Here is a 24,659-nt window from a genome sequence, read left to right on the forward strand (position 1 = left end):
ATGATGCTTGTCCGCCTCGTGAGCAGCCTATCGACGTTGCAACCCGGTTTCACCCCGCGGGCCGTGAAGAGCAAGTGCGCGCTGGCCGTGCTCATGGTGAGCCATCGCCACGCGCTCGAGCGCTTCATGGGGCGCATGAGGACTGCACTGGGCCCCCAGTGGCGGCAGCGCGTAGGGGACGACGCGCTGGGCATGGTGCAATGGCCCTACATCAGCAGCGGCTGGAACGTGGCCCAACGGCTCGATGCCGTGGCCTCGCATTTCGAAGTGGTGACTGCTAAAGCGCCGGTGCTGCTGGTCACAAGCCGCGATGAGCGCCGCGTGTTGTGCGACCTGGGGGACCATTCACCGGCCTGCAGCCTGGTGCTGGACCGGCCGATCTGGTTCAAGCGCGAAGGCGAGTTGGTCCTGAACCTGTTTCAGGGCGACCTGCGGGTCGCGTCACTGGCCTTCACCCTGTGTAATGACGGGAACAGGTTGACGCTTTTCATCGGCGCGGTGCAAGGCATCCACAAAGGCATCGACAGTGAAACGTCCCTGGCCATCTACCGCGACCTGACCAAGCATTTCGAAGGCCTGCGCCCGCGCAGCCTGGTGCTCGAAGCGCTCAAGTGCCTGGCGCGCTCGCTCTCGGTCGATCGCATACTGGCCGTCAGCGACGGCTGCAGGCACCACCGTCATCGCTATTTTGGCGCCGACACCGCCCGTGAACTGGCGGCCGACTACGATGCTATCTGGCAGGACCACGGCGGCCAGCCGGCACCCTGCAACGGTTTTTTCGAGCTACCCCTGGTGGCTGCACAGCGCGCCGAATCGGACATTCCCGCCAAGAAACGGGCGATGTACCGCCGCCGGCAAGCTTTGCTCGACAGTGTTTTCACGCGCATGCACAAGGCTTTGGCAGGCGCTGCCGGCAACCATGAACTACAAGAACTACAAGGGGATGCATGCGCTGGGCATGCATCGGCAGTGGACGCTCCGCCCCTGACAGAAGGCCGTACATAAGGCTTGTCGGGCGTGGTGTGTCATCAAGCGGGTTTGGATCTGGATTCGTATGCGTATTGCTTACTTCGTCAATCAGTACCCGAAGGTGAGTCACAGTTTCATACGGCGCGAAATCCTGGCGATTGAACGCCTGGGCATTACGGTTCAGCGCATTGCCCTGCGCGGATGGGACGCCCAGTTGCAGGACCCTGAGGATGTCTGCGAGAAAGCCAAAACGGTGTATGTGCTGCAGCATGGGCTGGCGGGTTTGCTCAAACCGCTCTGGCGCGTGCTGCGGGCACAACCACGGCGTTTCTGCCAAACCCTGAGCCTGGCCTTGCGCATGGGATACAGGGCGGACCGCGCCTGGCCGTATCACCTGGTATACCTGGCTGAAGCCTGCCAGGTACTGCTCTGGCTGCAGCAAAGCGGAGCCTCCCACGTTCATGCCCACTTTGGCACCAACTCCGCTGAAGTCGTCATGCTTGTCCACGCACTGGGTGGGCCGCCGTTCAGTTTCACCGTCCACGGACCGGAGGAGTTCGACAAGCCGCAGTTCCTGCACCTGGGCGACAAGGTCGACCGTGCAGCGTTCGTAGCGGCTGTCAGTGCCTACGGACGCAGCCAGCTATATCGCTGGGTGGCCCACGCCAACTGGCCGAAGGTCAAGGTGGTGCATTGCGGTCTGGAACGCGCGTTTCATGAGGTGCCCAGCGTGGCGATACCCCAGGCCCCGAGACTGGTTTGCGTGGGCCGCCTGTGCGAGCAGAAAGGCCAGTTACTGCTGCTGGAGGCCGCGTCCCGGCTGGCGGCGCGTTCCATCGCCTTCGAACTGGTGCTGGCCGGTGATGGCGAGATGCGCGGCGAGATAGAGCGGTTGATCGCCCATCATGGCTTGCAGCAACAGGTGTGCATCACCGGCTGGATCGGCAGTGAGCAGGTGCGCGAGCACATGCTTGCGGCGCGTGCCTTGGTGCTGCCCAGCTTCGCCGAAGGGTTGCCCGTGGTCTTGATGGAGGCCATGGCGCTGCGTCGTCCTGTGCTGAGCACCTATGTGGCAGGTATCCCCGAACTGGTGCGCCCTGGCGAGAACGGCTGGCTGGTGCCAGCGGGGGACGTCGAACAATTGACCGAAGCCATGGCTGACTGCCTCCGGCAGCCGGTCGAGACGCTGCAGCGGATGGGCGCAGCCGGCCATGCGCGGGTGTTGGAGCGGCATGATGTGGACACTGAGGCGGCCCGGCTGGCCGAGTATTTCAAGGCAACGGCATGATCACTGTATTGACGTTCTTACTGGGGGGGCTGGCGCTCCTAGTCTCGGTTCCGGTGCTGGTGCTGCTGGGGCAGGTGTTGCTGGCCTACCTTCCCGCTCGTGCGCAACCCGTCGCTGCCCGGGCGCGCCCGCAGGTTGCCGTGCTGGTCCCGGCCCATGACGAGGCCAGCATCATCGCCGCCACGCTCGCGAGCCTGGTGCCGCAACTGCAAGCCGGTGACCGCCTGCTGGTCGTGGCCGACAACTGCAGCGACGACACAGCGCGACGGGCCGAGGAGGGCGGTGCTGAAGTGGTTGTGCGTCAGGATGCCTTGCGCCGGGGTAAAGGCTATGCGCTGGACTTCGGTATGCGTCACCTGGCCGCCGACCCGCCCCAGGTGGTGATCATCGTCGATGCCGATTGCCGTGCTGAGCAAGGGGCGCTCGAACAACTGGCCCTTCGCTGCGCGCAGAGCGGCCGGCCGGTGCAGGCGCTGTACCTCATGAAGGCGCCGGCAGGTGCCGGTCTCAAGGTGCAGGTGGCCGAGTTCGCCTGGCGGGTCAAGAACCTGGTCCGGCCCCGTGGCTGGGCACGGGTGGGCTTGCCCTGCCAGCTCATGGGCTCGGGCATGGCGTTCCCGTGGCAGGACTTGGCCGCCGTGGACCTGGCCAACGGGCATCTGGTCGAAGACGTGAAATTGGGCCTTGACCTCTGCCAGCGGGGCACGCCGCCGTTGTTCTGCCCGCAGGCGCTGGTCACCAGTCAGTTCCCGACCAGTGAGCAAGGCCTTAACAGCCAGCGCACGCGTTGGGAGCACGGGCACCTGGGGCTGATGCTGGCCGATGCGCCCCGTCGCGCCTGGGCTGCCTTCAGCCAGCGCAACGTGGCCTTGGCCGGTTTGACGCTGGACGTGCTGGTGCCTCCGCTGGCCCTGCTGGTCCTGATGTTGCTGGGGCTCAACGCCCTTACCTGGGTGGCCTACGCCGTAGCAGACGTGGCGACACCTGCCTGGATGGCGCTGAGTGCGTTGCTGCTACTGGCGCTTGCCGTGCTGCTGGCCTGGGCACGATTCTGCCGCGACGTGATCCCGTTCTCGGTGCTGCTGTATGCGCCGTTCTACGCCTTGCGCAAGGTGCCGGTTTACGTGGGCTTTCTGATCAAGCGCCAGGTGGAGTGGGTGCGCTCCCGCCGGGAGGACGATTGATGGCCGCAAAGCAGTGGCCAGCACGGTGGCACGCGGTGATCGACCAGCTGCAGGTGGTCGAGGATAGCGAGGCTGCTGAGCGCCTGCTGCACGCCTTGGGTGCCCCTGTAGCCCCGACCGTGCTGGGCTTCGTCAATGCCCATGCCATGAACCTGGTCGTTCGCGATGACGCCTATGGCGAGGCGCTGCTGGGCGCCGATGTGCTGCTGCGCGATGGCTCGGGCATGGCGATGCTGTACCGTCAGCTCGGGTTGGCGCCAGGGTTGAACATGAACGGGACGGATTTCATTCCTCGGCTGGTGCACGCCTACGCAGGCCGCCGCGTGGCCTTCTGGGGCACCCGCCAGCCTTATCTGGGGCAGGCTGTTCAGTGCTGCGTTGCCACCTATGGCGTCACGCCGGTTTCGGTGCATGACGGCTTCGCCGACGTGTCGACGTACCTGCACCTGGCGACCGAGCATCGGCCGGATCTGATCCTGCTAGGCATGGGCATGCCCAAGCAGGAGGCCGTGGCGGCTGCGCTCAAAGGCACGGGCCTTGTGTGCACGATCGTTTGCGGCGGCGCCGTGTTGGACTTCATGGGCGGCAAGGTCCATCGCGCACCGGCCTGGGTCAGGCGGCTGGGTGCAGAGTGGCTGTACCGCTTGCTGTGCGAGCCCCGGCGGCTGTTCATGCGCTACGTGGTGGGCAACCCGCTGTTCCTGTTACGCGCCCGGCGGTTCGCCCGGGCAGGGCGAGCGCTGCATCCTGGCGGCTGACGACATGGCGCGGTCGCCCGAAGTTACCGCGCAGCCAAGGACGGGCTGCTACAGTGATATCACCGCTACAGACACCCGCGCGCGCCTGCTGCTGTACCGGTTTCGCCAACGCTGTCCTTCAGTATCAAAGGGCGATTACAGGCCCTGGCCATGTACCCATCGATGAGGTCTGAAATGGTGTTCGAACCCCGAAGCAGCCGGTCTTTGCTTCAGCGCAGAAGCAGCGTCAGCAACGCCGTGCAAGCCGGTCTGGATGGCGTGGCGGTGACCGGCATTGCCTGGTACCTGATCTACGACCAGTTCGGCTACATCACGTCCGACTACGTCATCATGTTGCTGTTGCTGATCGGGGCACTGGCGGTCATCTACGATCACTACGCCATCTATCGCACCAACGTCGGGCTGTCGATCAAGGCGTTCCGGCTGTTCAAGGCATGGTCGGCAACGTTCTGCTTTCTGGTGGTCATGGCCTTTCTGACCAAGCAGAGCGAAACCTATTCACGGCTGTTGGTGGTGGAATTGTTCGTTATCGGCTACATCGCCCAGCTGTTTCTGCATGTTGCCGTGCGTGAACTGCAAAAACGCTTTACCGCCCACGCTCGCCTTGAGAACGCCCTGATCATCGGCGACGGTGACCTGGCTAATTTCCTCTATCAGAAAATCAGCAGCAACCCCTGGTTCGGGGAGCGGGTGGTAGGCTGCGTGTTGACCGCAGAAGCCGCGCCGCACGGCGACGACGTCGAGCACGGCAAGCAGCGCCTGCCGGTGCTGGGGCATATCAGCGATTTGGACGGCATCGTCGCCCAGCATGGCATCCGCACGGTCTACCTGGTGACGCCACTGGGAGGCTCGCAAGTCATCAGCGACGTCTATTTCAAACTGCTCGACAAGTGCATCGCAGTGAACTGGGTGCCCGACATTTTCTCCCTGCGCCTGATCAACCATAGCGTGCGCGAAATCGCCGGTATTCCTGTCCTGACCCTGTCTGAAACCCCGTTGACCGGCATGAGCCTGTTCCTGAAGAACCTCGAGGATCGTGTCCTGGCGGCACTGATTCTGCTGTGTGCATCGCCGGTGTTGCTGGCTGTGGCCCTGGCGATCAAGCTCGACAGCCCAGGCCCGGTGTTCTTTCGCCAGGAACGCACGGGCTGGACCGGGGAATCGTTTCGGATCTGGAAATTTCGCAGCATGCATGTTCACCAGCCCGAAGCCGGGCAGATCAAGCAGGCACAGAAAAACGACCCGCGCCTGACCCGGGTCGGCGCCTTCATCCGGCGCACCAGCCTCGATGAGCTGCCGCAGTTGTTCAATGTACTGACGGGCGAGATGTCATTGGTTGGCCCCAGGCCCCATGCATTGCAGCATGACACCTTGTACTCCCAGGACATCGTCGACTATTTCGCGCGCCACAACATCAAGCCAGGCATGACCGGCCTTGCCCAGGTGCGGGGCTTCAGGGGTGAAACTAAGGACATCGAGCAGATGATCCAGCGTGTCGATTCGGACATCGAGTACATCAACAACTGGTCCCTGTGGTTGGATTTCGTGATCCTGGTGCGCACCCTAAACGCCTTCACCGGCAAGCAGGCGTACTAGCGACCCAAGCCAGACAGGCTGGGTGTTTTGCGCTACAGATCTTGCGGTGCGCCAGTCAGGGGATGCAATTCTCGAAACGCCTGCGCTTCTGCCACCAGCCAGTCGTGTACCGCACGTGCGCCGGGCTGGTTCAACCCGCCAGGCGGGTAGTGCACCACGTAGCGCTTGTGGTTGGGGATGGCGACCCCGAATGGCACGATCAGCGCGCCACGCTCCAGTTCGTCGTTGAGCAGGGTACGCCGGGCAATGGCCACGCCAAGGCCCGCAATGGCCGCCTCGATGGTCAGGTGGTTGCGGTTGAAGGTGTGGCCACGCCGTACGGCTTGCGCAGGCGCACCGATGCCTTCCAGGTAGAACTCCCATTCGGCATATTCCGAGCTGCCTCGCCAGGCCGTGATGTCGTGCAGCAACGGGTAGTGCACCAAGTCCGCTGGCCCGTGCAGCGGGGGACGCCCACGCAGCAGGGCTGGGGAGCAGACCGGGAAGATCTGCTCGGCCAGAAGCGGCGTCGACAGCATGCCGGGGTAGCTGCCGTCGTTGAGGTCGATCGCCAGGTCAAAATCCCCAGGCGTCAGGGCCTGTGCGCTGTCCTCGGCCACCAGCCGCAGCTCGATGTCGGGGTAGCGTTGCTGGAAACGTGACAGCCGCGGGGTCAGCCACTTGGCCAGGAACGAGGGGATCGAGCGCACCCGTACGGTGCCGCGTATTTCACCTGCATCCAGGCGCACCAGTTCTGCCTCGATGCTGCCATAGGCGTCCGCCACCGTCTGAGCCAGGCGCTGGCCTTCGGCGCTCAGTTCCACGCCACGGGCGCGGCGCAGGAACAGCCGATAACCCAGGCGCTCCTCCAGTTGGCGCATCTGCTGGCTTACGGCCCCGGGGGTGATATGCAGCTCCTCGGCGCAGCGGGTGAACGACAGGTGACGGGCGGCACAGGCGAACACGTGCAGCCAGACGAAGGATTGCCCTGTCAGTTGGCGTCTCATGGTTTAGTCCTGCTAAAGGCTGGCTTAGGAAGTTTCGTTGGTCATTTGTAGCACAGGGGCGCAGTATCTCGCGAAACGGGCCTGTGCGCCTGAGGTTTTCAAGTGTTGGGCGTTTTGGCAGCAGCAACCGCCCGTCAGGTATTAGCATGGCTATCAGTGTTTTCGACCTTTTCAAAATCGGTATCGGCCCATCCAGTTCGCATACGGTCGGCCCCATGCGCGCCGCCGCCACGTTTGCCCAAGCGCTGCGCGAGCAAGGCTTGCTCAACAGCACCCAGCGTGTCGAAGTACGCCTGTATGGTTCGCTGTCCGCCACTGGCGTGGGCCATGCCACTGATCGAGCCTGCCTGCTGGGCCTGATGGGACAATGGCCAGACCGCATCGACCCTGCCAGCATCGATGCGCGCATCGGCCAAGTGTTGCAAGAGCATTGCCTGATGCTCGACGGTAGCCATCCTGTGGCGTTCGACTACGCCCGCGACCTGCTGCTGCTCGATGAAAACCTGCCCTATCACCCCAACGCCATGCGCCTGGAGGCGTTCGACCAGCATGCCAGCCTGCTGCACCAGACCTACTATTCGGTAGGCGGCGGGTTCATTGTCGAGGAGGCCGAGCTGACCGCGCCGGTGGGCCTGTCGCCAACCGTCACGCTGCCTTACGAGTTCGACAGCGCAGCCGAGCTGCTGGCGCTGTGTAGCCAGCATGGCCTGAGCGTTGCGCAGTTGATGATGGCTAACGAATGCGCGTGGCGGCCCCAGGCGCAGGTGCGCGACGGGCTGTTGCGCATCTGGGCGGCCATGCGCGAGTGCGTCGACAATGGGCTGCGCAACGAGGGCGTATTGCCGGGCGGCTTGCAGGTCAAGCGCCGGGCGGCCAAGCTGCACCGCAGCTTGCAGGAGCAGGGCAAGCCCAACGTCATCGGCTCTACCTTGAGCGCCATGGAGTGGGTCAACCTGTTCGCCTTGGCGGTCAATGAAGAGAATGCCGCCGGTGGGCGCATGGTCACCGCACCCACCAATGGCGCGGCCGGCATCATCCCGGCCGTGTTGCACTACTTCATGAAATTCAACCCCGGCGCCTGCGATGACGACGTGGTGGATTTCCTCCTGGCGGCTGCGGCCGTGGGCATCCTGTGCAAGAAGAATGCGTCAATTTCCGGTGCCGAGGTGGGCTGCCAGGGCGAGGTGGGCTCAGCGTGCTCGATGGCAGCCGCAGGCCTGGCGCAGCTGCTGGGCGCTACGCCCCCGCAGCTGGAAAATGCCGCTGAAATTGCGCTGGAGCACAACCTGGGCCTGACCTGTGACCCGGTCGGCGGCCTCGTTCAGGTGCCCTGCATCGAGCGCAATGCCATCGCCGCGGTCAAGGCGATCAACGCTGTGCAGATGGCGCTGCGCGGTGACGGGGAACACTTCATTTCCCTGGACCGCGTCATCCGCACCATGCGCGACACCGGTGCGGACATGCACGCCAACTACAAGGAAACTTCTCGCGGCGGCCTGGCCGTTGCGTTCGTGGAGTGTTGAGCACCCTGCGCTTCAGCGCAGGGCAGTCGAACCCGGGCTGCTGTGCATGGCCTGTTTGAACAGGCCCTTGAGTTGTTCGTTGCCCGCGTCAATCAAGTGGTTGTCATCGAAGTACAGCGGCCTGCCGTCCTTTGAACCCATGCACTTGCCGTCCGGGCAGAGGTAGGGCACCGGGTCAACGATACCTGCGTGGCAGCGTTCGGCCGCCGTCTCGATGGCTTCCAGGGCCAGGCGGTTGCGGGCCTGGTAATCGCTCACAGGCGTGACGATGTCGCTGTTCATGCCCAGAAGCCGGTGCTGCAGGGTCAGGCCCTTGTAGACACTGAACGGCATTTCCGGCACCGGCTTGACGATGTACACCGGGCGATTTTGTGCCAGCATGCACACCGTTTGGGTGTAGGTCTGGATGAACTGCTGCTCGAATTGCGGGCCGCTTTGGTGCTTGTCGCCGTTGAAGTAGACGCTATAGCCACTGTGCCGGCGCTGGTCGGTATACAGCGCTGCGCGGCTGAACAGGAACAAGGGTACGCCAGGGTAGTCCGTGGCCAGTTGGGCGAACTTGTCGGCGTTGAAGGCTTTGCAGTGCTGCTCGACGTCCTTGTCGCCCATTTCGAAGTCGATCAGGGTAGGGCAGCCGGCCCGTGCCCAGCCCATCGCCGCGCCGGGGTTTTCCAGCATCAAGGCCGCAGCGGTGGATTGGGCATGGCTGTCGCCCAGCAGAAGGGCCGAGATATCGCCGGTGCCCAATACGCACTGTGCGGCCCCATACGGGTTGGTGTCGCAGTGCTGTGCGTACAGCTTGCTGTCGTACTCCGGCTTGCCGTCATCGTGGGCCCAGCGCAGTTGCGGGTTGTGCTTGATTGCCGAGGCCACGGCCCCTGCCGCCGCCACCCACACCAGGCCCATGCCTGCGTAACGGGCAAGGCCCAGTACCGGGCGCTTGAGGGCGCGTGTCCTGCTTTCGATCAACCCATAGGACGCCGCGCCCAGCGCAACCGACAACAGCACCGCACAGGTCACCGCGCGCCAGTCTTGCAGCAGCCCGCAGGTATAGAGCAACACCACCAATGGCCAATGCCAGAGGTAGATCGAATAAGACGTCTTGCCCAGAAATGCCAGTGCCCGGTTGCGTGCGAACAGGCTGTTGGCATTGGCGTGGATCACCAGCAGGGTGCCGATCACCGGTATCAGGGCCAGGTAACCCGGCCAGGTAGCGTCGTGGGGCAGCAGTGCCAGGGCGCCTGCAATCAGTGCAAGGCCCAGGGCTTCGCACAGTGCCGCCGCCCTGGGCGAAAGCGCGAGCGGATACAGGAACACCAGAGCACCGGCGAGCATTTCCCAGGCTCGGGTAGGCAGCAGGAAGAACGATGCGACCGGATGGCCTGGGCTGTAGAGCGCCGAGAACACCAGCGAGGCGGCACCAAGCGCCAACACAAGCCGCTTGAAGGTAGGCGGTGCGCACACGTTGTGCAGGCCCATCACGATCACGGGATAGATCAAGTAGAACTGCCACTCCACCGACAGCGACCAGGTGTGCAGCAGCCAGTTTTCCTGAAGCGGTGCATCGAAATAACTGCCGTCACGGGCGAAATAATGGTTGGACGTGAACAGCAGGCTTTCCTTGCTGGTGCGCAGCAACTCCCGGTAGTCGTCCGTTGCCAGAAAGAAATACCCGAACACGGCCAGGGCGATGCACAACCCCAGCAGGGCCGGAATGATTCGCCTGGCCCTGGCCGCGTAGAAACCGATTAGCGAGAACTGCTGCTTGTCCAGGCCGCTCACGATGATCCGGGTCATCAGGTAGCCCGAAATCACGAAGAACACATCCACGCCGAGAAACCCGGCCGAGAACCCCGGGATCTTGAAGTGGTACAGCACGACCGATATGACGGCCAACGCCCGCAGGGCGTTGATGTTCTTGTGAAACAGCATGGGAGGGGTCCTGATCTGGCCTGGGCCGGGTGGCCCGCTTCCTTTTGGCATGGTCGGCGCGACCATGCATTTCGAGGGGCGCAGACTACCACATGGCCCATGGCCTGTACCTGAACGTCTTCACCCCAGGGCCTCGCGCAGCCGGTACCACAACATGCCAAGGGCCAGCAGGGGCGAGCGCAGCGCTCTGCCGCCGGGGAACGTGAGGTGGGGCACGGCGCTGAACACATCCAGCCCCTTGCTTTGCCCCAGCGCGATGCTCTGGGCAAGCAGCCTGGCCGTCCAGTGTGTGACGTTCAGCCCATGGCCCGAATAACCCTGGGCGTAGTAGACGTTGGGATGATCACGCAGTCGCCCGACCTGTGGGAAGCGGTTGGCCGTGATGCCGATCATGCCGCCCCATTGATAGTCGATGCGCACTTCGCCCAACTGCGGGAACACCCGGTGCACCTTGGGCCGCATGTACGCGGCGATATCGCGGGGATCGCGCCCGGAGTAGTGGCAGGCACCGCCGAACAGCAAGCGCCGGTCGACGGTCAGGCGATAGTAATCCAGCCCCACTTTCTGGTCACACAGGGCCATGTCTTGGGGAATGAGCGACATTGCGACCGTTTCCTCCAGTGGCTCGGTCACGACCACGTAGCTACCCGCTGGCAGCACCTTGCCGCTGAGCCTGGGCTCCAGGCCCTCAAGGTGGGCATTGCAACCCAGTACCAGGCTGGCAGCGCGTACCTTGCCGTGCGCGGTGTGCACCGTTACGGTGGAGCCATGGTCAATGCGCAGCACCGGGCTCTGTTCAAAGATCTGCACCCCCAGGGACTGCGCCGCTCGGGCTTCGCCCTGCACCAGATCCAATGGGTGCAGGTGCCCTGAGCCCATGTCCACCATGCCGCCTGCATAACGGTCGCTGCCAACCACTTCGCGCAGGCGCTCTGCCGGCACCCGGTAGGTGTGAGGCTGGTAGCCCAAGGCCGCCAGCTCCTGCTGCTCGGCGGCAAAGGCAGCGAACTGGGCGGGGGTATTGGCCAGCTCGCAGAAGCCCCAGCGCAGGTCGCATGCTATGCCGTGGCGGGCGATGCGCTCAGCCACCAAGGTCACCGAGTCGATGCCTGCCTGCTTCAGATACCTCACGCCGTCCTCGCCCACGTACCGAGCGAAGCCGTTGACATCATGGCCGATGCCACGGATCAGCTGGCCGCCATTGCGCCCGCTGGCACCCCAACCCACGCGCCGGCCTTCGAGCAGCACCACCGACAGGCCGCGCTCGGCGAGTTCCAGTGCGGTGTTGACCCCTGTCAGGCCGCCGCCGACGACGCACACATCGGCATCGACTTCGCCGTCGAGGTACGGATAGCGGGTTGTATCACGGGCAGTGGCCGCATAGTAGGACGCGGCATGTTCGGCAGATAAAGGCATGGGTAAGGCTCACTCAGCGATTGGACTTGGTCTTGGTCCAGGCGCGCGTCATCAGGCGCATGATCTTCGGGCTTTGTGTCGTGGAGATGTACAACTTGTCCAGCACCTGCTGGGGTGGGTAGACCTCGGGGTTGTTCACCAACGCCGGGTCCATGAATGCCTTGGCATCGGGGTTGGCATTGGCATAACCGACCGTCGCACTGACCTTGGCGATCACCTGTGGGTCGAGCAGGTAGTTGATGAAGGCCAGGGCCTGCTCGGGGTTGTTGGCATCCTTGGGGATGGCCAGCAGGTCGAACCACAGGTTGCTGCCCTCCTTGGGAATGCTGTAGGCGATCTTCACACCATTGTTGGCCTCTGCCGCGCGGTTGGCAGCCTGGAACACGTCGCCCGAATAGCCAAAGGCGATGCAAATATTGCCGTTGGCCAGGTCCGAGACGTACTTGGAGGAATGGAAGTAGGTGATATAGGGCCGCAGGGCCAGCAGGCGCGCCTCGGCCTTGGGATAGTCCGCTGTGTTCTCGCTGCGCGGGTCCATGCCCAGGTAGTTGAGCATGGCCGGGAACAGCTCATCGGGCGAGTCCATGAAGGCCACGCCGCACTGCTTGAGTTTCTTGAGGTTTTCGGGCTCGAACAGCACCGCCCAGGAGTCCACCCGATCGATGCCCAAGGCTGCCTTGACCTTGTCCACGTTGTAGCCGATGCCGTTGGTCCCCCATAGGTAGGGCACTGCATAGCGGTTACCGGGATCGTTCTGCTCCAGCAACTTGAGCAGCTTGGGGTCCAGGTGCTGCCAGTTGGTCAGCTTGCTGCGATCGAGCGGCAGGAAGGCGCCGGCCTGAGCCTGGCGTGCCAGGAAGTGGTTGGACGGCACCACCACGTCATAGCCGGTGCGACCTGCCAGCAGCTTGCCTTCGAGGGTCTCATTGGAGTCGAACACGTCGTACACCACCTTGATACCGGTGCTGGCCTGAAAGTCCGCCAGCGTCGTGTCACCGATATAGTCGGTCCAGTTGTACACGCTGACCGTCGGCGCTGCCTGGCTGGTGGCCGCGAACAACAGGGTGAATGCAGAAGGGATCAGGGCTTTCAGGTAATGCATGACGACACCTCGTTGGCATTGTTGTGGGTGTGCGGTGCTAAGGGGCCGCGCTGCGGCCCCTGCAGGATCAGACGCTCAGCATCAGGAACTCGCGCTCCCATGAGCTGATGACGCGCTTGTAGTTCTCATGCTCGGCGCGCTTGACCGCCACGTAGCCCTGCACGAATGACTTGCCCAGGTACTGTTGCACGGTCTGGCAGTCTTCCATGTGCTGCAGCGCATCCTCGATGGTGATCGGCAAGCGCAGGTTGCGCCGTTCGTAAGCCCGGCCCTGGACCGGCGCGCTGGGGTCGATCTGCTCGACCATGCCCAGATAGCCGCACAGCAGGCTGGCGGCGATGGCCAGGTAAGGGTTGGCATCTGCGCCCGGCAAGCGGTTTTCCACGCGCATCGACTCGGGCGTGGACGTGGGAACGCGCAGGCCCGCGGTGCGGTTCTCTTCGCCCCACTCGACGTTGACCGGGGCGGAGGTGTCCGGCAAGAACCGGCGGAACGAGTTGACGTTGGGGGCGAACATCGGCAGCAACTTGGGTATGTACCGTTGCAGACCGCCGATGTGGTGCAGGAACAACTGGCTCATGCTCCCGTCATCGTTGGCGAACACCGGCTTGCCCGTGGCCACGTCGAGCACGCTTTGGTGCAGGTGCATGGCACTGCCGGGTTCATCGGTGATGGGCTTGGCCATGAACGTGGCCGCCACGTTGTGCTTGAGGGCCGCTTCGCGCATGGTGCGCTTGAACACCGTGATCTGGTCGGCCAGGTCAAGCGCGTCACCGTGGCGGAAATTGATCTCCATCTGCGCCGGGCCGTCTTCATGGATCAGGGTGTCCAGGTCCAGCCCCTGCAGTTCGCACCAGTCGTAGACGTCCTCGAACAAGGGGTCGAACTCGTTGGCCGCGTCAATGGAGAACGACTGGCGCCCACTCTCGGCACGCCCGGAGCGGCCCAGCGGCACCTGCAATGGCAGGTCCGGGTCTTCGCAGCGCTGGGTGAGGTAGAACTCCATCTCAGGGGCTACGATGGGTTGCCAGCCTTTATCGGCATACAGTTGCAGCACTTTCTTGAGAACGTTTCTAGGTGACAGCTCGATCGGGTTGCCCTGTTTGTCGAAAGTGTCATGGATCACGATGGCGGTCGGCTCGATGGCCCAGGGAATTTGGTACACCGCACTGGGGTCAGGCCGGCAGATCATGTCGATGTCGGCCGCATCGAGCAGGCTGTAATAGATGTCATCGTCGACATAGTCGCCGGTGACGGTCTGCAACAGTACGCTCTCGGGCAGGCGCATGCCCCGTTCGTGCAGGAACTTGGCGGTAGGGGCGATTTTGCCGCGGGCGATGCCGGTCAAGTCGCTGATGACGCATTCGACCTCGGTGATGCGGTGCTCTTTCAGCCAGGCGGACAGCTGATCGAAGGGGGCGTTCATACGGACCTCTTGAGGTTATCGGTGAGTGCGCGGCATCACAGGTGAACAGGCATTGGCTTCCCAGTCGACGCGCTGGCGACTATCTTGGTCGCAGTCCCGGCTACGATCTATCCACTTTCTACGCTGTCGAATGCACCATAAGAGTGCACAAAGGATGTCGCGTGAATACCGCAGATGCCTTGCAGGTCCAGGCTTACCACACTCACGATGTTACCGAGCAGATCCGCGTCACACCTGGGTGGCAGCAGCACTACCGGCAAATGTCGCCGGGTCATTTCAGCGGCGAGCTGCGCTGTCTGGGACTGGACGGGCTGCAGGTGTACGAAGAGCGGCTCAACACCCGGGTGGAACAATTCTTTCGACCGCCTTCGGGCTCGCTGACCTTCTGCTTCGACCGAAGCGAGAACAACCTGTACCTGCTCAATGAGCATACCCGCAACATCTGGATCACCCCCGAGCACTACCAGGAAGTGGCCGTGGTGTTCGAGCAGGCCTTCCTGCTCAGCCATGGGCTTAACCTCGAACGCCTTGATGGCCTGTTCATGGTGCCGCTGGGCAGCGGGCAAACGGCGCTGTTCGGCAGTTGGCTCAGCGCCACGCTCACCCACCTGGGGCAGTCACAGGGCTGTGTGCAGGGGCAAGCCCTGGCCGAGCAACTGCTGCAGGATTGCCTGTTCATTCTGGATAACGCCTGCCAGCGCCTGCAGGGCGTGGCATTGGGGCAGCGGGGGGAGGCAAGGGCCATCATGCGCCGTGTCAGTGACTGGGCCGCCGATTGCCCCGAGCAGACCCTGAACCTAGTCGAGCTGGCCAGCGTTGCAGGCGTTTCGCTGCGCCAATTGCAACAGGCATTCAAGGCCTTCACAGGGATGACCCCTGCGCACTGGTTGCGGCTAAGACGCCTGAACGGCGCCCGGCGGGATCTGCTCAATGGGGCCAGCGGCACGGTGGCCGAAGTAGCGATGCGGTGGTCATTCTGGCATTTAGGAAGGTTTTCAAACAGTTACAGGCATTTGTTCAAGGAACTTCCCAGCGACACGCTGCGGCGCGCCAAGGGTTGAGCAGCCCCCGCATTACGGCAGGACGGTCCTCGGGTGTTTGGTGCCTGCATCAGGGCGATAAAGTTGCTATCGTGCCGCCCTTATAAACACCTGAGGTGCCGATGTTCTACCTGCCTTTGCCCAGTGACCAGGCCGACAACCTCGCCGCCGGCACCTGTGCCGATCCACTTGTCTCTGCCAGTGTGCTGCAAGCGGCTGCCGTGCTGTTTGTCCAGCGTCTGGCCAGTCAACGGACGCCGCTCACGGCCGACGCCCAGGAGCGGCGCTTCGCCGAGGTGCTGCGCATTGCCCAGCAGGTCGAGCAGGCAGCGCCCGGGCGTTTTCAGGCGCAGGTGCAGCAGCAATTCGACCGCGAAGTGTTCGCCATGGGCCTGGGCATGCTGGGCGAAAATGGTGTTGCGCTGTTGTCGCCTGAGGTTGCTCATGCGCCGGACGAGTTGCTGGACGATCAGGGGCAGTGGAACTACCAGTTCGCCGATCTGTACCGGCAGCGCGTCACGCCCCTGCATGCCGTACACCTGCCGTCGCTGGCCAGCGATCTTAGGCTCAGTGATCAGCAAAACCGTCTGTTGCGTGAGTTTCTCAGCGGGGTGGACGAATCGGTGGCTGTGCAGGGTTTTGCAGGCACCGGCAAGACCTTTCTGATTCATCAGTTCGCCAGGTTGCTCGATCCGCAGCGCACCTTGCTGCTGGCCCTGACCGAGGGGCAGCTGCGGGCGCTGCAGGCGCGGGTAAAGGATGCAAAGGCCTACACGGCCATGACATTCGGGCAACTGGCCGATGAGCTTTTAAACCGCGACCTGACCCGCACCGGCTGGCGATTGCGTGACCCGTACCGCACCCGGCAGTCCTGGCGACCGCAGGAGGCGCAGATCGTGCGCTGGCTCGGCTTGCCCGACGTCGGGCCGCTGGCCGCCGTCGACGTGGTGGGCGTGTGCGTACGCGCGGTGCGCGCCTTTTGTCACAGTGGCGACGCGCAGATTGACTTGCACCATTTGCCGTCGTCCGTACCGGGTATCACGCCGCTGGACCAGCACGTGCTGCTCGAAACGGCGCGCCTTTACTGGCAGGCGCTGATCCGCCCCCCGGCCAGGGATATTCAGTTGCCGCTGCGCGATTATCACCGGGTCAAATTGCTTGCCCTGACCGGCTACCTGATCGATGCGCGATATACCCACGTCATCGTGGACGAAGCCCACGAATTGTCAGCGCCCATGCTCGAGGTGCTCGACCGTAGCCCACAATCGGTGATTGCGCTGGGTGACGAGTTGCAGAACCTCAATGGCCTTAGCGCCCATCATGGTGGGTTCATTCGTCAACGCTACATCGACCATTCATTGCGGGTCGGGCCGGCCATGGACAATGTGCTCAACCCGTTGATTCAAGCGCATCCGGCTGCCATCCAGGCCGCGTTCAGCGGCAGTGCCGAGCATTACACACGCGTCAGTTTCTTCGACAGCGTGACCGTGCCCCAGCAGCCCACGGCCTTGATCGTCGAGGACGAATGGGGCCTGTTCGGTTGGTTCCAGCGCCTGACGCATCTTGGCGTTGCGTTCGTGATGCTGCACGGGGCACGCAAGGACTTCGAGCTGTTTGTCGAAGACTGCATCGAGCTGTACCGCCACGGTACACGGCCGCGGCACCCGATGCTGTTCCGGTACGCCAGCTGGCAGGCGCTGGCCGAGCACAAAGGGGACGACAAGGCGTTCATCGCTGTGGCTTCGATGCTGGGCAAGGGATATACCTCGCAGCATTTTGCCAAGGCCAAGAGCCGCTACCGCTGGGACAAAGCGCCCAAGCTGTTCCTGGGGCGGGTCAGGGATGTGAGGAACATGGAGTTCGCGCGGGTGATGGTGTCGCCAGAGCTGATGGTGCCGCAACAGGTGCCAGGCAACCGCAACGAGCGCGCCCGGCTGCTGGCGGGGTTGTATACGGCGTGTTCCAGGGCTCGGCACGAGCTGATCGTGCCAGGTGGGATGCTCGATTGGGTGAAGGATCAGGGGCGCGGCTGATGGCAGGTGGAGCGTGGGATCAGTGCTGCACGCGTGATCTGCGGTGATGGGTGTATGGGGCCTTGTAGGGCAGGGGGCCAGTCTAGGCGTTATAAAGCCGGGGCCGCTGCGCGGCCCATCGCGGGGGAGCGTCAGTTTTTGTGTGCAGGCCGGTAGCGGCCTGCCGTCCGGCAGGCCCTGATTTTCACCAGGTTGGCCTGATGCACCGATCCTCGTACAAAATTGCGAATTGATTCATCGCACTTGCCAAGCGTGCGCTGCTGAGCCCCAGTTTCCCGTGAAGTTTCTCAGCCCCAGCCAGATCAGGTGGGTAGCTGCTTCATCGTTCGGGAAATGACCCCAAACGCCGGGGGCATCCTCGATAGCTTCCGCAGCTGTCAGGCATCACCGAACTGCTCTGGCAGCTCTTTAGAGATTTGGGACAGGTCACGCAGGCATATGTTTTGGTTGATATACACGCACCTCTCGCTAATGTGATGCCCGAACATAAAATTTCCGACACCCAGGTTGTACGAAATTGCCGATTAAGTGTGATGGGATGAAAATAATACTCGCCTAGTGCATGACAGGAAATCGTTTCACTGTTGATATTTCATTGATATGGATCAGCTCATCGATAGTGCTAGGGCTGCATTTTTTGAATGCAGCTTTGGTGATTCGGCATGCCGGCTCGGAGGTTGTGGGCATTTAAGCCATGAGGTGTAGGAACATTCCCTATTTTTAAAAGGGGCTAGCGCAGCAAGAAAATATGCATCATGTTTGTCAGTGAAGCACTTCCGGGTAGTGCTGCTGGTCAAACGTTATCTCGAAATTCACTCAATTATATTTGATCCGTTTTGTTGGGGTTGGGTGGCGCTTTTCAGAGAGCGCTGGTCCCTCCAGGAATCCCGGTTTGCAGGAGGCGGCATGGCTTCAAATAGTTTTCAAAATGAGGTGCCAAAGGCACGAGTCAATATCAAGCTAGATCTGCATACAGGCGGCGCCCAGCGCAAGGTGGAACTTCCGCTGAAGCTCATGCTGATGGGGGACTACAGCAACGGCAAGGAGCAGCGTCCGCTGTCAGAGCGGCCGAAAGTCAATATCAACAAAAATAATTTCGACAGTGTGCTGTCTGACCTCTCTCCGAGTCTCAAGCTTGTTGTTGAAGATAAGCTGTCGGGCGACGGCGGCGAGACACCGGTCGAACTGAGTTTTCAGCGCATGAAGGACTTCGAGCCAGAGCAGGTTGCTCGGCAGATCCCGCAGTTGCGTGCACTGTTGGCGATGCGAAACCTGCTGCGTGAGTTGAAGGCCAATCTTCTGGACAACGCAACGTTCCGAGCTGAACTGGAGCGGATTCTCAAAGATGAAGCGCTAAGTGACGAGCTGCTTAAGGAACTCGCTGCCCTTGCACCGCAAAGCAAGCGCTAGAAAACCATCATCTCGACAGACGGGAAGCTAATAAATGTCCGAAGAACAATTTTCTGCGCAATCGCGTGGCGCCACTGTGCAGGTGGAAGAGAGCCAGAGCGTCTATCACGCGCTGTTTGAAAAAATAAATCTTGAGCCGCTTGGTCAGATGGGCGGTATCGAGGTGTTCCAAAGTGTCGATGCATTGTCAGAAGCGACAGCTAATGAGCGCGTGACTGCATCGGTGAGCGTTTTTCTGGACCGCCTCAAGCAAGTCTCTCCGAAGGTGGAGAAACTGGACAGGGCTCTGTTAGATGAGCACATCGCCTCGATTGATGCTCAGATCAGCAGCCAGCTGGATGCGGTCATGCATCATCCGGATTTTCAGCGGGTCGAATCAATCTGGCGTGGCGCGAAGTCGTTGATTGATCAAACGGATTTTCGTCAGAACGTTCGGATAGAGCTGCTGGATATCAGCAAAGAGCATTTGATGCAGGACTTTGAGGACGCGCCTGAGATCGCTCAAAGCGGAATGTATCTGCATACCTATACTCAGGAATACGATACGCCTGGCGGTGAGCCTATCGCGGCGGCGGTTTCGAATTACGAATTTGGACGAGGGGCGCAAGATATCGCGCTGTTGCGCAATGTTTCGAAAGTGGCAGCCGCGGCGCACATGCCCTTCTTGTGCTCGGTTGGCCCGGCGTTCTTCGGCAAGGATACTATGGAGGAAGTTGCTGCGATCAAGGATATCGGCACCTACATGGAGCGCGCTGAATACATTAAATGGCATGCCTTTGCGCAAAGCGATGACGCCCGATACGTGGGGCTGACGATGCCCCGTGTGTTGGGGCGCCTGCCTTATGGGCCTGACACGAACCCGGTGCGACTTTTTAATTATGTGGAGCAGGTTAAGGGGCCGGACCACAGCAAATACCTGTGGGTGAGTTCGACATTTGCATTTGCAGCCAACATGGTCAAAAGCTTTATCGCCAATGGCTGGTGCGTTCAGATACGAGGGCCGCAGTCCGGTGGGGCTGTCAAGAACTTGCCGATCCATTTATACGACATGGGGACGGGTAGTCAAGTTAAGATCCCTTCGGAAGTGATGATTCCGGAGACCCGAGAGTTTGAGTTTGCCAATCTGGGCTTAATTCCGCTCTCCTATTACAAGAATCGTGACTACGCGTGTTTCTTCTCAGCCAACTCAGCGCACAAGCCGGCTATCTATGACACAGCGGAGGCCACGGCCAATAGCCGTATCAATTCACGATTGCCGTATGTGTTCTTGCTTTCACGTATTGCTCATTATTTGAAACTGATCCAGCGGGAGAATATCGGCACCACCAAAGACCGACGCCTGTTGGAATTGGAACTCAATAGGTGGGTCAGTGGCTTGGTCACCGAGATGACCGATCCTGGCGATGACCTGCAAGCCTCTCACCCGCTGAGACAAGCAAAAGTGGTTGTCGAAGACATTGATGACAACCCGGGCTTCTTCAGGGTCAAGTTATTTGCTGTGCCGCATTTCCAGGTTGAGGGTATGGACATCAACCTCTCCTTGGTTTCGCAGATGCCCAAAGCAAAATCTTGATTGCGGTTGCAGGAGTGTATGACGTGAAGATCGATCGGCCTTTATGGGCGTCTGGAGTGGTGTTGTCTGCGCAGCAATTTCAGCAGCAGGCCCGCTTTGAATCGTGGACAAATCAGAGTATTGCTTCACTGGCCCTGGTTCACCCCTGGGGCATCCGCCATGTGGCGTTTGATGCAGAGGCGCTGAGGTTAGGCAAGCTGATGGCCACTCGGCTTCAGTTGTGCCTGCCAGACGGTACTTTGATTGACACCGATCGGTTGGATCGACTGCCCGGTGCTCTGGAACTCTCTCGGGTATTGCCCGGTGATATCCAGAAGACCACGGTTGTGCTCGCTTTGCCTCTGGAACAGGCCCATGGTAACAACTGCCTGTTTGAGGGCAACAGCGCCGAGCGGCCCGTCAGGTATCACCAGAAATGGCGTGATACCAAGGATCTCTACACTGGTGAAATGCAGTCAATCAGTGTGCTCGAACAGGCGCTGAGCTTGCGCCTGGCTGACGACGATAATGCCGATTACTTGACCTGCCCGGTGGCTCGTTTGCTGCGTGATGGCCGGGATGGGTGGGCAATTGATGATACCTACATCCCGCCCTTGTTGAGGTTTGATGCTCATGCCGGGTTGTTGCTTCAGCTCGACAACTTGCTGACCCAGCTGTGCGCCAAGCGAGAGCGGTTGATGGGGATGCGTCGGGAGAGCAACGAGCGCATGGCGGATTTCGCTGTTGCGGATGTCACCTTGTTCTGGTTGCTCAATGCGCTTAACACGTATCAGCCAGTGCTGGCTGACCTGAAAGCGCAGCCTGGTCGGCATCCGGAACAGGTGTATCAGCAGTTGGTGAAGTTCGCAGGTGGTCTGCTGACCTTCTCGTTAGACCAGCACATAGAGGACATACCTGCCTACCAGCACGCAGATCTTGAGGCGGTTTTCCCGCCGTTGATGCGTACCCTTTCTACATTGCTGGAGGCGAGCCTGCCATCACGTGTGCTGGCGTTGTCACTGGAGGCACGCAGCGCAAACCGCTGGCAGGTTTCCCTGAGCGATCCACGCTTGCTTGAACCAGAAGGTGCTGACTTCTATCTCTCGGTTCGCTGCCGGCTGCCGGCCGTTCAAATTCAAAGCCAGTTCCCCCGGCTGTGTAAGGTCGGTTCCCCCGATGATGTGGACCATCTCGTCAATGCGGCGCTCGATGGCGTTCCTCTTAAACCTTTGAGCCATGTGCCGGCGGCAATACCGTTGCGGCTGGAGAATCAGTACTTCGCACTCGACCTCGGCCATGCAAAAGGACGCGCGATGCTGGCTCATGGAGTCTGTGCGCTCTATGTCCCGAGTGTGTTTCAGGATATCCAGCTCGAACTGTTTGCGGTGCTTCGCTCATGAATCGTGCGACACAAAAGAGCGCCGCAGCCACGGTGGATATCGACGCGCTGCTACAGGATACCTATCTGTTGGTGGTCGAGTTGCGACACGGTACCGAGGCGCACACCAGTCGAGAGCTGTGGTCACGTTGCGTTGCTGATGTGGAACATGTGCGCGCCACGCTTCAAGAGGGCGGCCTGGATCGCCGTAGTATCGAGCTGATCAGCCATGCGCAATGTGCCCTTCTGGACGAGACGGTACTTGCTCGCGCCGAGGGCAGAGCCCATGAGGACTGGGCGATGGAGACCTTGCAGGCAAAGTTCTTCAGCAGTCACCAGGCGGGTGAGGCGCTCTACGAAGATATGCGCACTGCGCTGCGCGAAGCCTCTGTGCACCCTCACGTACTCACGGTCTTTCAGCGGGTGCTGATGCTTGGCTTCCTCGGCCGCTATCGGGATGCCAATCACCCGGAGCGACAGCAGTTGTTGACTGCCATCTCTGTCAAGGTGCCACCTCTGGTCACAAGCCAGTCACTGGTCATCCCGCTAGACACTGGTCCACGGATGCCGATCTGGGGATGGCTGCGCGCTCCGCTGGTTCACATCGTGATGGCCGCTGCCCTGTTGGGCGGCGCCTGGTGGGGGCTTGATAGCGCGTTAGGTGAGGCGGTGGCCTCACTCTTGCCGGTGCAGGAGTGAGCGTAATGCCGCAGAGACACAAACAAGGGCTTTGGCTATGGGCCGGTGCGCTGTCCTTGTTGTTGATTGCCACCTTGCCGCTGGCTGCGGGGGTTCAAGCCATCGCGGCTCTGCTAGTCAGTGCGTTGGTGGCGGTGGGTTGGCGCCGCATATCACGTGCTAGCGGTAAGCGCAGCGGTGTCAGCCTGCCTGCTGGATCGTATCGTCATCCCGTTGTTCTGGTGGTCGGTGATTGCCTGGCTGAGCTGTTTGAGGACTCGTCTGCCGAGCAGTTGGTTCCACGAGTAACAGGGGAGGGGTGTTATGTGCCAGTGCCCGACCTTTCGAAGGTGCCCGCAACCGTAGCCGAACTCTTGCTGGAGCGGCCAGAGTGGGATGGGCAGCTCAGCGTCATGTGGGTCGTAACCCCCAGTGCCCATACTGACGGCGCAGTGCTTGCGAACCAGATTCGAAGCTTGTGCCATCAGCTCGCAATACTGCGCAAGCGAGGTACACCGCTGCCGCTGCTGATTGTGAGCTATTTCCAGAGTGTGACTGGGCCTTCGCCCTGGCTCAGTTGGGAGGCTGAAGAGTCGAGTGTGCGAGTACGAGAGGCGGGTGAATGCCTGAGCCTGTCCGAATGGCAGCGCAGGGGCAAAGATCCTGAGCACCAGGCTGATCGACTACGCACCACGGTGCAGTTGAACGCTGCCGTCGGTTGGCTGAACGAAGCGTGCATGCCGGAAATAGACCTAGGAAATCCCCGTCAGCAGATCGGAACTGCGCTCACCCTTGCGGTTGCATTTGTTCCCAGGACTGAGGGGGCGCGTGACGGCAGTCTTTGGCACCGTTGGCTACAGCAGCGGACCGGCCTTTCCTACATTTGTGATGGGGCTGATCACGCAAGCGCGTTGTTACCCTTTCCTGATGCACTGCTTCATTTGCTGCCCGGCAGGGCTCCGTACAGTCCGCGTAGCAGGGCCGTGGTGATTGGGGTCTGGTTGTTGGGGGTAGCGGCGTGCGTCGCATTGATCAGCTCGGCGAGGCAAAACACGCTCCTGATACGTCAGGTCACCGATGATTTGCGGCGTTACAGCACCGCTTCGCTGAGCCCCGATTCGGCCAACGTATCGCAGCGCCAGGAGGCAATGATGGCGCTTCGCCAGGATGCGCAGCGCCTGGATCACTACTACCGCCAGGGCGAGCCGTGGTCACTTGGTCTCGGGCTGTATCAAGGCGAAAGATTACGTCCTTCACTGCTGGCTGCGATCAACGGCCACCGCATGCCGACCGTGCCTCAAGGCATGCCTGACAAGCCACGCACGGTTCGCTTGGACAGCTTATCGCTGTTCAACAGTGGCAGCGCGCAGTTGAAGCCAGAGTCGACCAAGTTCCTGGTGAATGCGTTTGCGGGCATCAAGGCACAGCCAGGCTGGTTGATCGTGATCACAGGCCACACGGATGCGACGGGCAGTGACGAACAGAACCTGCGCTTGTCGCGAGCACGCGCCGCTGCGGTTCACGACTGGATTCAACACATGGGTGACATACCCAGCAACTGCTTCGCAGTACAAGGCTTGGGGGCGAGTGAGCCCGTTGCAAGCAACGACACGGAACAAGGACGGTCGGCCAATCGCCGAGTTGAAATTCGCCTGGTGCCGGAAGCGGGGGCTTGTCAGTCCTCGACTACGGCCTCGGGATTGCAACCCCTGTCGCACTTCGCGACGCCCAACGTTTGAAATGAGGAACTTCTAAATGGCTATTCCTGTTTATCTGTGGCTGAAAGACGACGGCGGGGCCGATATCAAAGGCTCGGTGGATGTAAAAGGCCGCGAAGGCAGTGTTGAAGTCGTCGGTCAAGATCATGATGTGTATATCCCAACCGATAACAACACCGGCAAATTAACCGGTACGCGTATCCATACACCTTTTGTTTTCACCAAAGAGATAGACGCCTCTTCTCCTTATCTCTACAAGGCCGTGACGACCGGGCAGACGCTCAAAGAAGCGGAATTCAAATGGTACAAAATCAATGATGCCGGGCAGGAGGTGGAGTATTTCAACACCAAACTGGAAAATGTCAAGGTCGTGAAAGTTGCTCCAAAGATGCACGACGTCAAAGATCCAGCGAAATAGAAACACAATCACTTGGAATTGGTCGAGTTGCGCTACGAGAAGATCACTTGGGCTTTCAAGGATGGAAACATCATCCATTCGGATTCCTGGAATGAACGCCCTAGCGCCGCTGCCGCTGGATAAAACCTGGCTTTCAGCCCAAGTTGGTTGACAGCTCCCAGTGTCTTGGGTTGAGCGTCCGTGCGCGGGCGTTCAGCCAAATACACCTCAGATAGTCAGATGCGCTCGCACTTGTGGCGACATGCCGATCAT

The 24,659-nt window shown here is 61.2% G+C and carries 18 protein-coding genes and 2 pseudogenes; 14 read left to right on the forward strand and 6 right to left on the reverse strand.

Annotation, left to right across the window (positions count from 1 at the left end; translation table 11 throughout):
• The 5 genes from ACF8GB_RS03330 to ACF8GB_RS03350 all read left to right on the forward strand — a co-directional run bounded on the left by ACF8GB_RS03330 (position 1) and on the right by ACF8GB_RS03350 (position 5,795).
• The gene (locus ACF8GB_RS03330; RefSeq protein ID WP_392526541.1) at positions 1–1,005 is read left to right on the forward strand and encodes a DUF535 family protein; all 1,005 of its coding nucleotides are present in this window, start codon (positions 1–3) and stop codon (positions 1,003–1,005) included.
• Between the two features lie 49 nt (positions 1,006–1,054).
• Complete coding sequence (locus tag ACF8GB_RS03335; protein ID WP_058639227.1) at positions 1,055–2,257, forward strand: glycosyltransferase; 1,203 nt, start codon at positions 1,055–1,057, stop codon at positions 2,255–2,257.
• On the forward strand, positions 2,254–3,441 hold the full coding sequence (locus ACF8GB_RS03340) for a glycosyltransferase family 2 protein (RefSeq protein ID WP_145254505.1): 1,188 nt from the start codon (positions 2,254–2,256) through the stop codon (positions 3,439–3,441). Before ACF8GB_RS03335 ends, ACF8GB_RS03340 begins: the two co-directional genes overlap by 4 nt.
• Positions 3,441–4,199: a WecB/TagA/CpsF family glycosyltransferase gene (locus ACF8GB_RS03345; RefSeq protein ID WP_392526542.1), complete on the forward strand. Its 759-nt coding sequence runs from the start codon at positions 3,441–3,443 to the stop codon at positions 4,197–4,199. The genes ACF8GB_RS03340 and ACF8GB_RS03345 overlap by 1 nt, the downstream gene beginning before the upstream one ends.
• Before the next feature lie 174 nt (positions 4,200–4,373).
• Positions 4,374–5,795: an undecaprenyl-phosphate glucose phosphotransferase gene (locus ACF8GB_RS03350; protein ID WP_058639230.1), complete on the forward strand. Its 1,422-nt coding sequence runs from the start codon at positions 4,374–4,376 to the stop codon at positions 5,793–5,795.
• 32 nt (positions 5,796–5,827) lie between these two features.
• On the opposite strand, the gene ACF8GB_RS03355 is transcribed toward ACF8GB_RS03350, so the two are convergent.
• On the reverse strand, positions 5,828–6,781 hold the full coding sequence (locus ACF8GB_RS03355; protein ID WP_058639231.1) for a LysR substrate-binding domain-containing protein: 954 nt from the start codon (positions 6,779–6,781) through the stop codon (positions 5,828–5,830).
• Positions 6,782–6,927: 146 nt separating this feature from the next.
• On the opposite strand from ACF8GB_RS03355, the gene ACF8GB_RS03360 reads away from it, so the two are divergent.
• Complete coding sequence (locus tag ACF8GB_RS03360) at positions 6,928–8,304, forward strand: L-serine ammonia-lyase (RefSeq protein WP_392526543.1); 1,377 nt, start codon at positions 6,928–6,930, stop codon at positions 8,302–8,304.
• Between the two features lie 12 nt (positions 8,305–8,316).
• On the opposite strand, the gene ACF8GB_RS03365 is transcribed toward ACF8GB_RS03360, so the two are convergent.
• The 4 genes from ACF8GB_RS03365 to ACF8GB_RS03380 all read right to left on the reverse strand — a co-directional run bounded on the left by ACF8GB_RS03365 (position 8,317) and on the right by ACF8GB_RS03380 (position 14,180).
• Positions 8,317–10,236, reverse strand: coding sequence for an acyltransferase family protein (locus ACF8GB_RS03365; RefSeq protein ID WP_078478656.1), 1,920 nt, complete (start codon positions 10,234–10,236; stop codon positions 8,317–8,319).
• A 120-nt stretch (positions 10,237–10,356) separates the two neighbouring features.
• The gene (locus tag ACF8GB_RS03370; RefSeq protein WP_392526545.1) at positions 10,357–11,652 is read right to left on the reverse strand and encodes an NAD(P)/FAD-dependent oxidoreductase; all 1,296 of its coding nucleotides are present in this window, start codon (positions 11,650–11,652) and stop codon (positions 10,357–10,359) included.
• A 13-nt stretch (positions 11,653–11,665) separates the two neighbouring features.
• Positions 11,666–12,754, reverse strand: a complete 1,089-nt coding sequence (locus ACF8GB_RS03375; RefSeq protein WP_392526546.1) for a polyamine ABC transporter substrate-binding protein — start codon at positions 12,752–12,754, stop codon at positions 11,666–11,668.
• Positions 12,755–12,821: 67 nt separating this feature from the next.
• Entirely contained in the window at positions 12,822–14,180 is a 1,359-nt protein-coding gene (locus ACF8GB_RS03380) for a glutamine synthetase family protein (protein WP_144967691.1), read from the reverse strand.
• Between the two features lie 161 nt (positions 14,181–14,341).
• On the opposite strand from ACF8GB_RS03380, the gene ACF8GB_RS03385 reads away from it, so the two are divergent.
• Positions 14,342–15,241 carry a helix-turn-helix domain-containing protein gene (locus tag ACF8GB_RS03385; protein WP_196142757.1) on the forward strand — a complete coding sequence of 300 codons (900 nt, stop codon included), beginning with the start codon at positions 14,342–14,344 and terminating at the stop codon, positions 15,239–15,241.
• A gap of 101 nt (positions 15,242–15,342) precedes the next feature.
• Positions 15,343–17,253 (forward strand): hypothetical protein, encoded by a 1,911-nt coding sequence (locus ACF8GB_RS03390; protein WP_392526547.1) that lies wholly within the window; start codon positions 15,343–15,345, stop codon positions 17,251–17,253.
• A gap of 184 nt (positions 17,254–17,437) precedes the next feature.
• Here the strand turns inward: ACF8GB_RS03390 and ACF8GB_RS03395 are convergent.
• Positions 17,438–17,592: pseudogene (locus ACF8GB_RS03395) on the reverse strand (IS256 family transposase); the annotation flags it as partial.
• A gap of 567 nt (positions 17,593–18,159) precedes the next feature.
• On the opposite strand from ACF8GB_RS03395, the gene tssB reads away from it, so the two are divergent.
• The 6 genes and pseudogenes from tssB (at position 18,160) to ACF8GB_RS03425 (ending at position 24,530) form a co-directional block, all read left to right on the forward strand.
• The gene (tssB, locus tag ACF8GB_RS03400) at positions 18,160–18,663 is read left to right on the forward strand and encodes a type VI secretion system contractile sheath small subunit (protein WP_100851429.1); all 504 of its coding nucleotides are present in this window, start codon (positions 18,160–18,162) and stop codon (positions 18,661–18,663) included.
• A gap of 34 nt (positions 18,664–18,697) precedes the next feature.
• Positions 18,698–20,236: a type VI secretion system contractile sheath large subunit gene (tssC, locus tag ACF8GB_RS03405; RefSeq protein WP_197844948.1), complete on the forward strand. Its 1,539-nt coding sequence runs from the start codon at positions 18,698–18,700 to the stop codon at positions 20,234–20,236.
• A 23-nt stretch (positions 20,237–20,259) separates the two neighbouring features.
• On the forward strand, positions 20,260–21,615 hold the full coding sequence (gene tssK, locus ACF8GB_RS03410; RefSeq protein ID WP_197844947.1) for a type VI secretion system baseplate subunit TssK: 1,356 nt from the start codon (positions 20,260–20,262) through the stop codon (positions 21,613–21,615).
• Positions 21,612–22,292 carry a type VI secretion system protein TssL, short form gene (gene tssL / locus ACF8GB_RS03415; protein WP_197844946.1) on the forward strand — a complete coding sequence of 227 codons (681 nt, stop codon included), beginning with the start codon at positions 21,612–21,614 and terminating at the stop codon, positions 22,290–22,292. The genes tssK and tssL overlap by 4 nt, the downstream gene beginning before the upstream one ends.
• 56 nt (positions 22,293–22,348) lie before the next feature.
• A complete protein-coding gene (locus ACF8GB_RS03420) occupies positions 22,349–24,010 on the forward strand; it encodes an OmpA family protein (RefSeq protein ID WP_392526549.1) in 1,662 nt (553 codons plus the stop codon).
• Positions 24,011–24,026: 16 nt separating this feature from the next.
• Positions 24,027–24,530: pseudogene (locus ACF8GB_RS03425) on the forward strand (Hcp family type VI secretion system effector).
• Positions 24,531–24,659 lie beyond the last annotated feature (129 nt).

Origin of the sequence: Pseudomonas sp. xss_4 (assembly GCF_043104125.1) — a bacterium.
Taxonomy (GTDB): Bacteria; Pseudomonadota; Gammaproteobacteria; order Pseudomonadales; family Pseudomonadaceae; genus Aquipseudomonas; species Aquipseudomonas parafulva_B.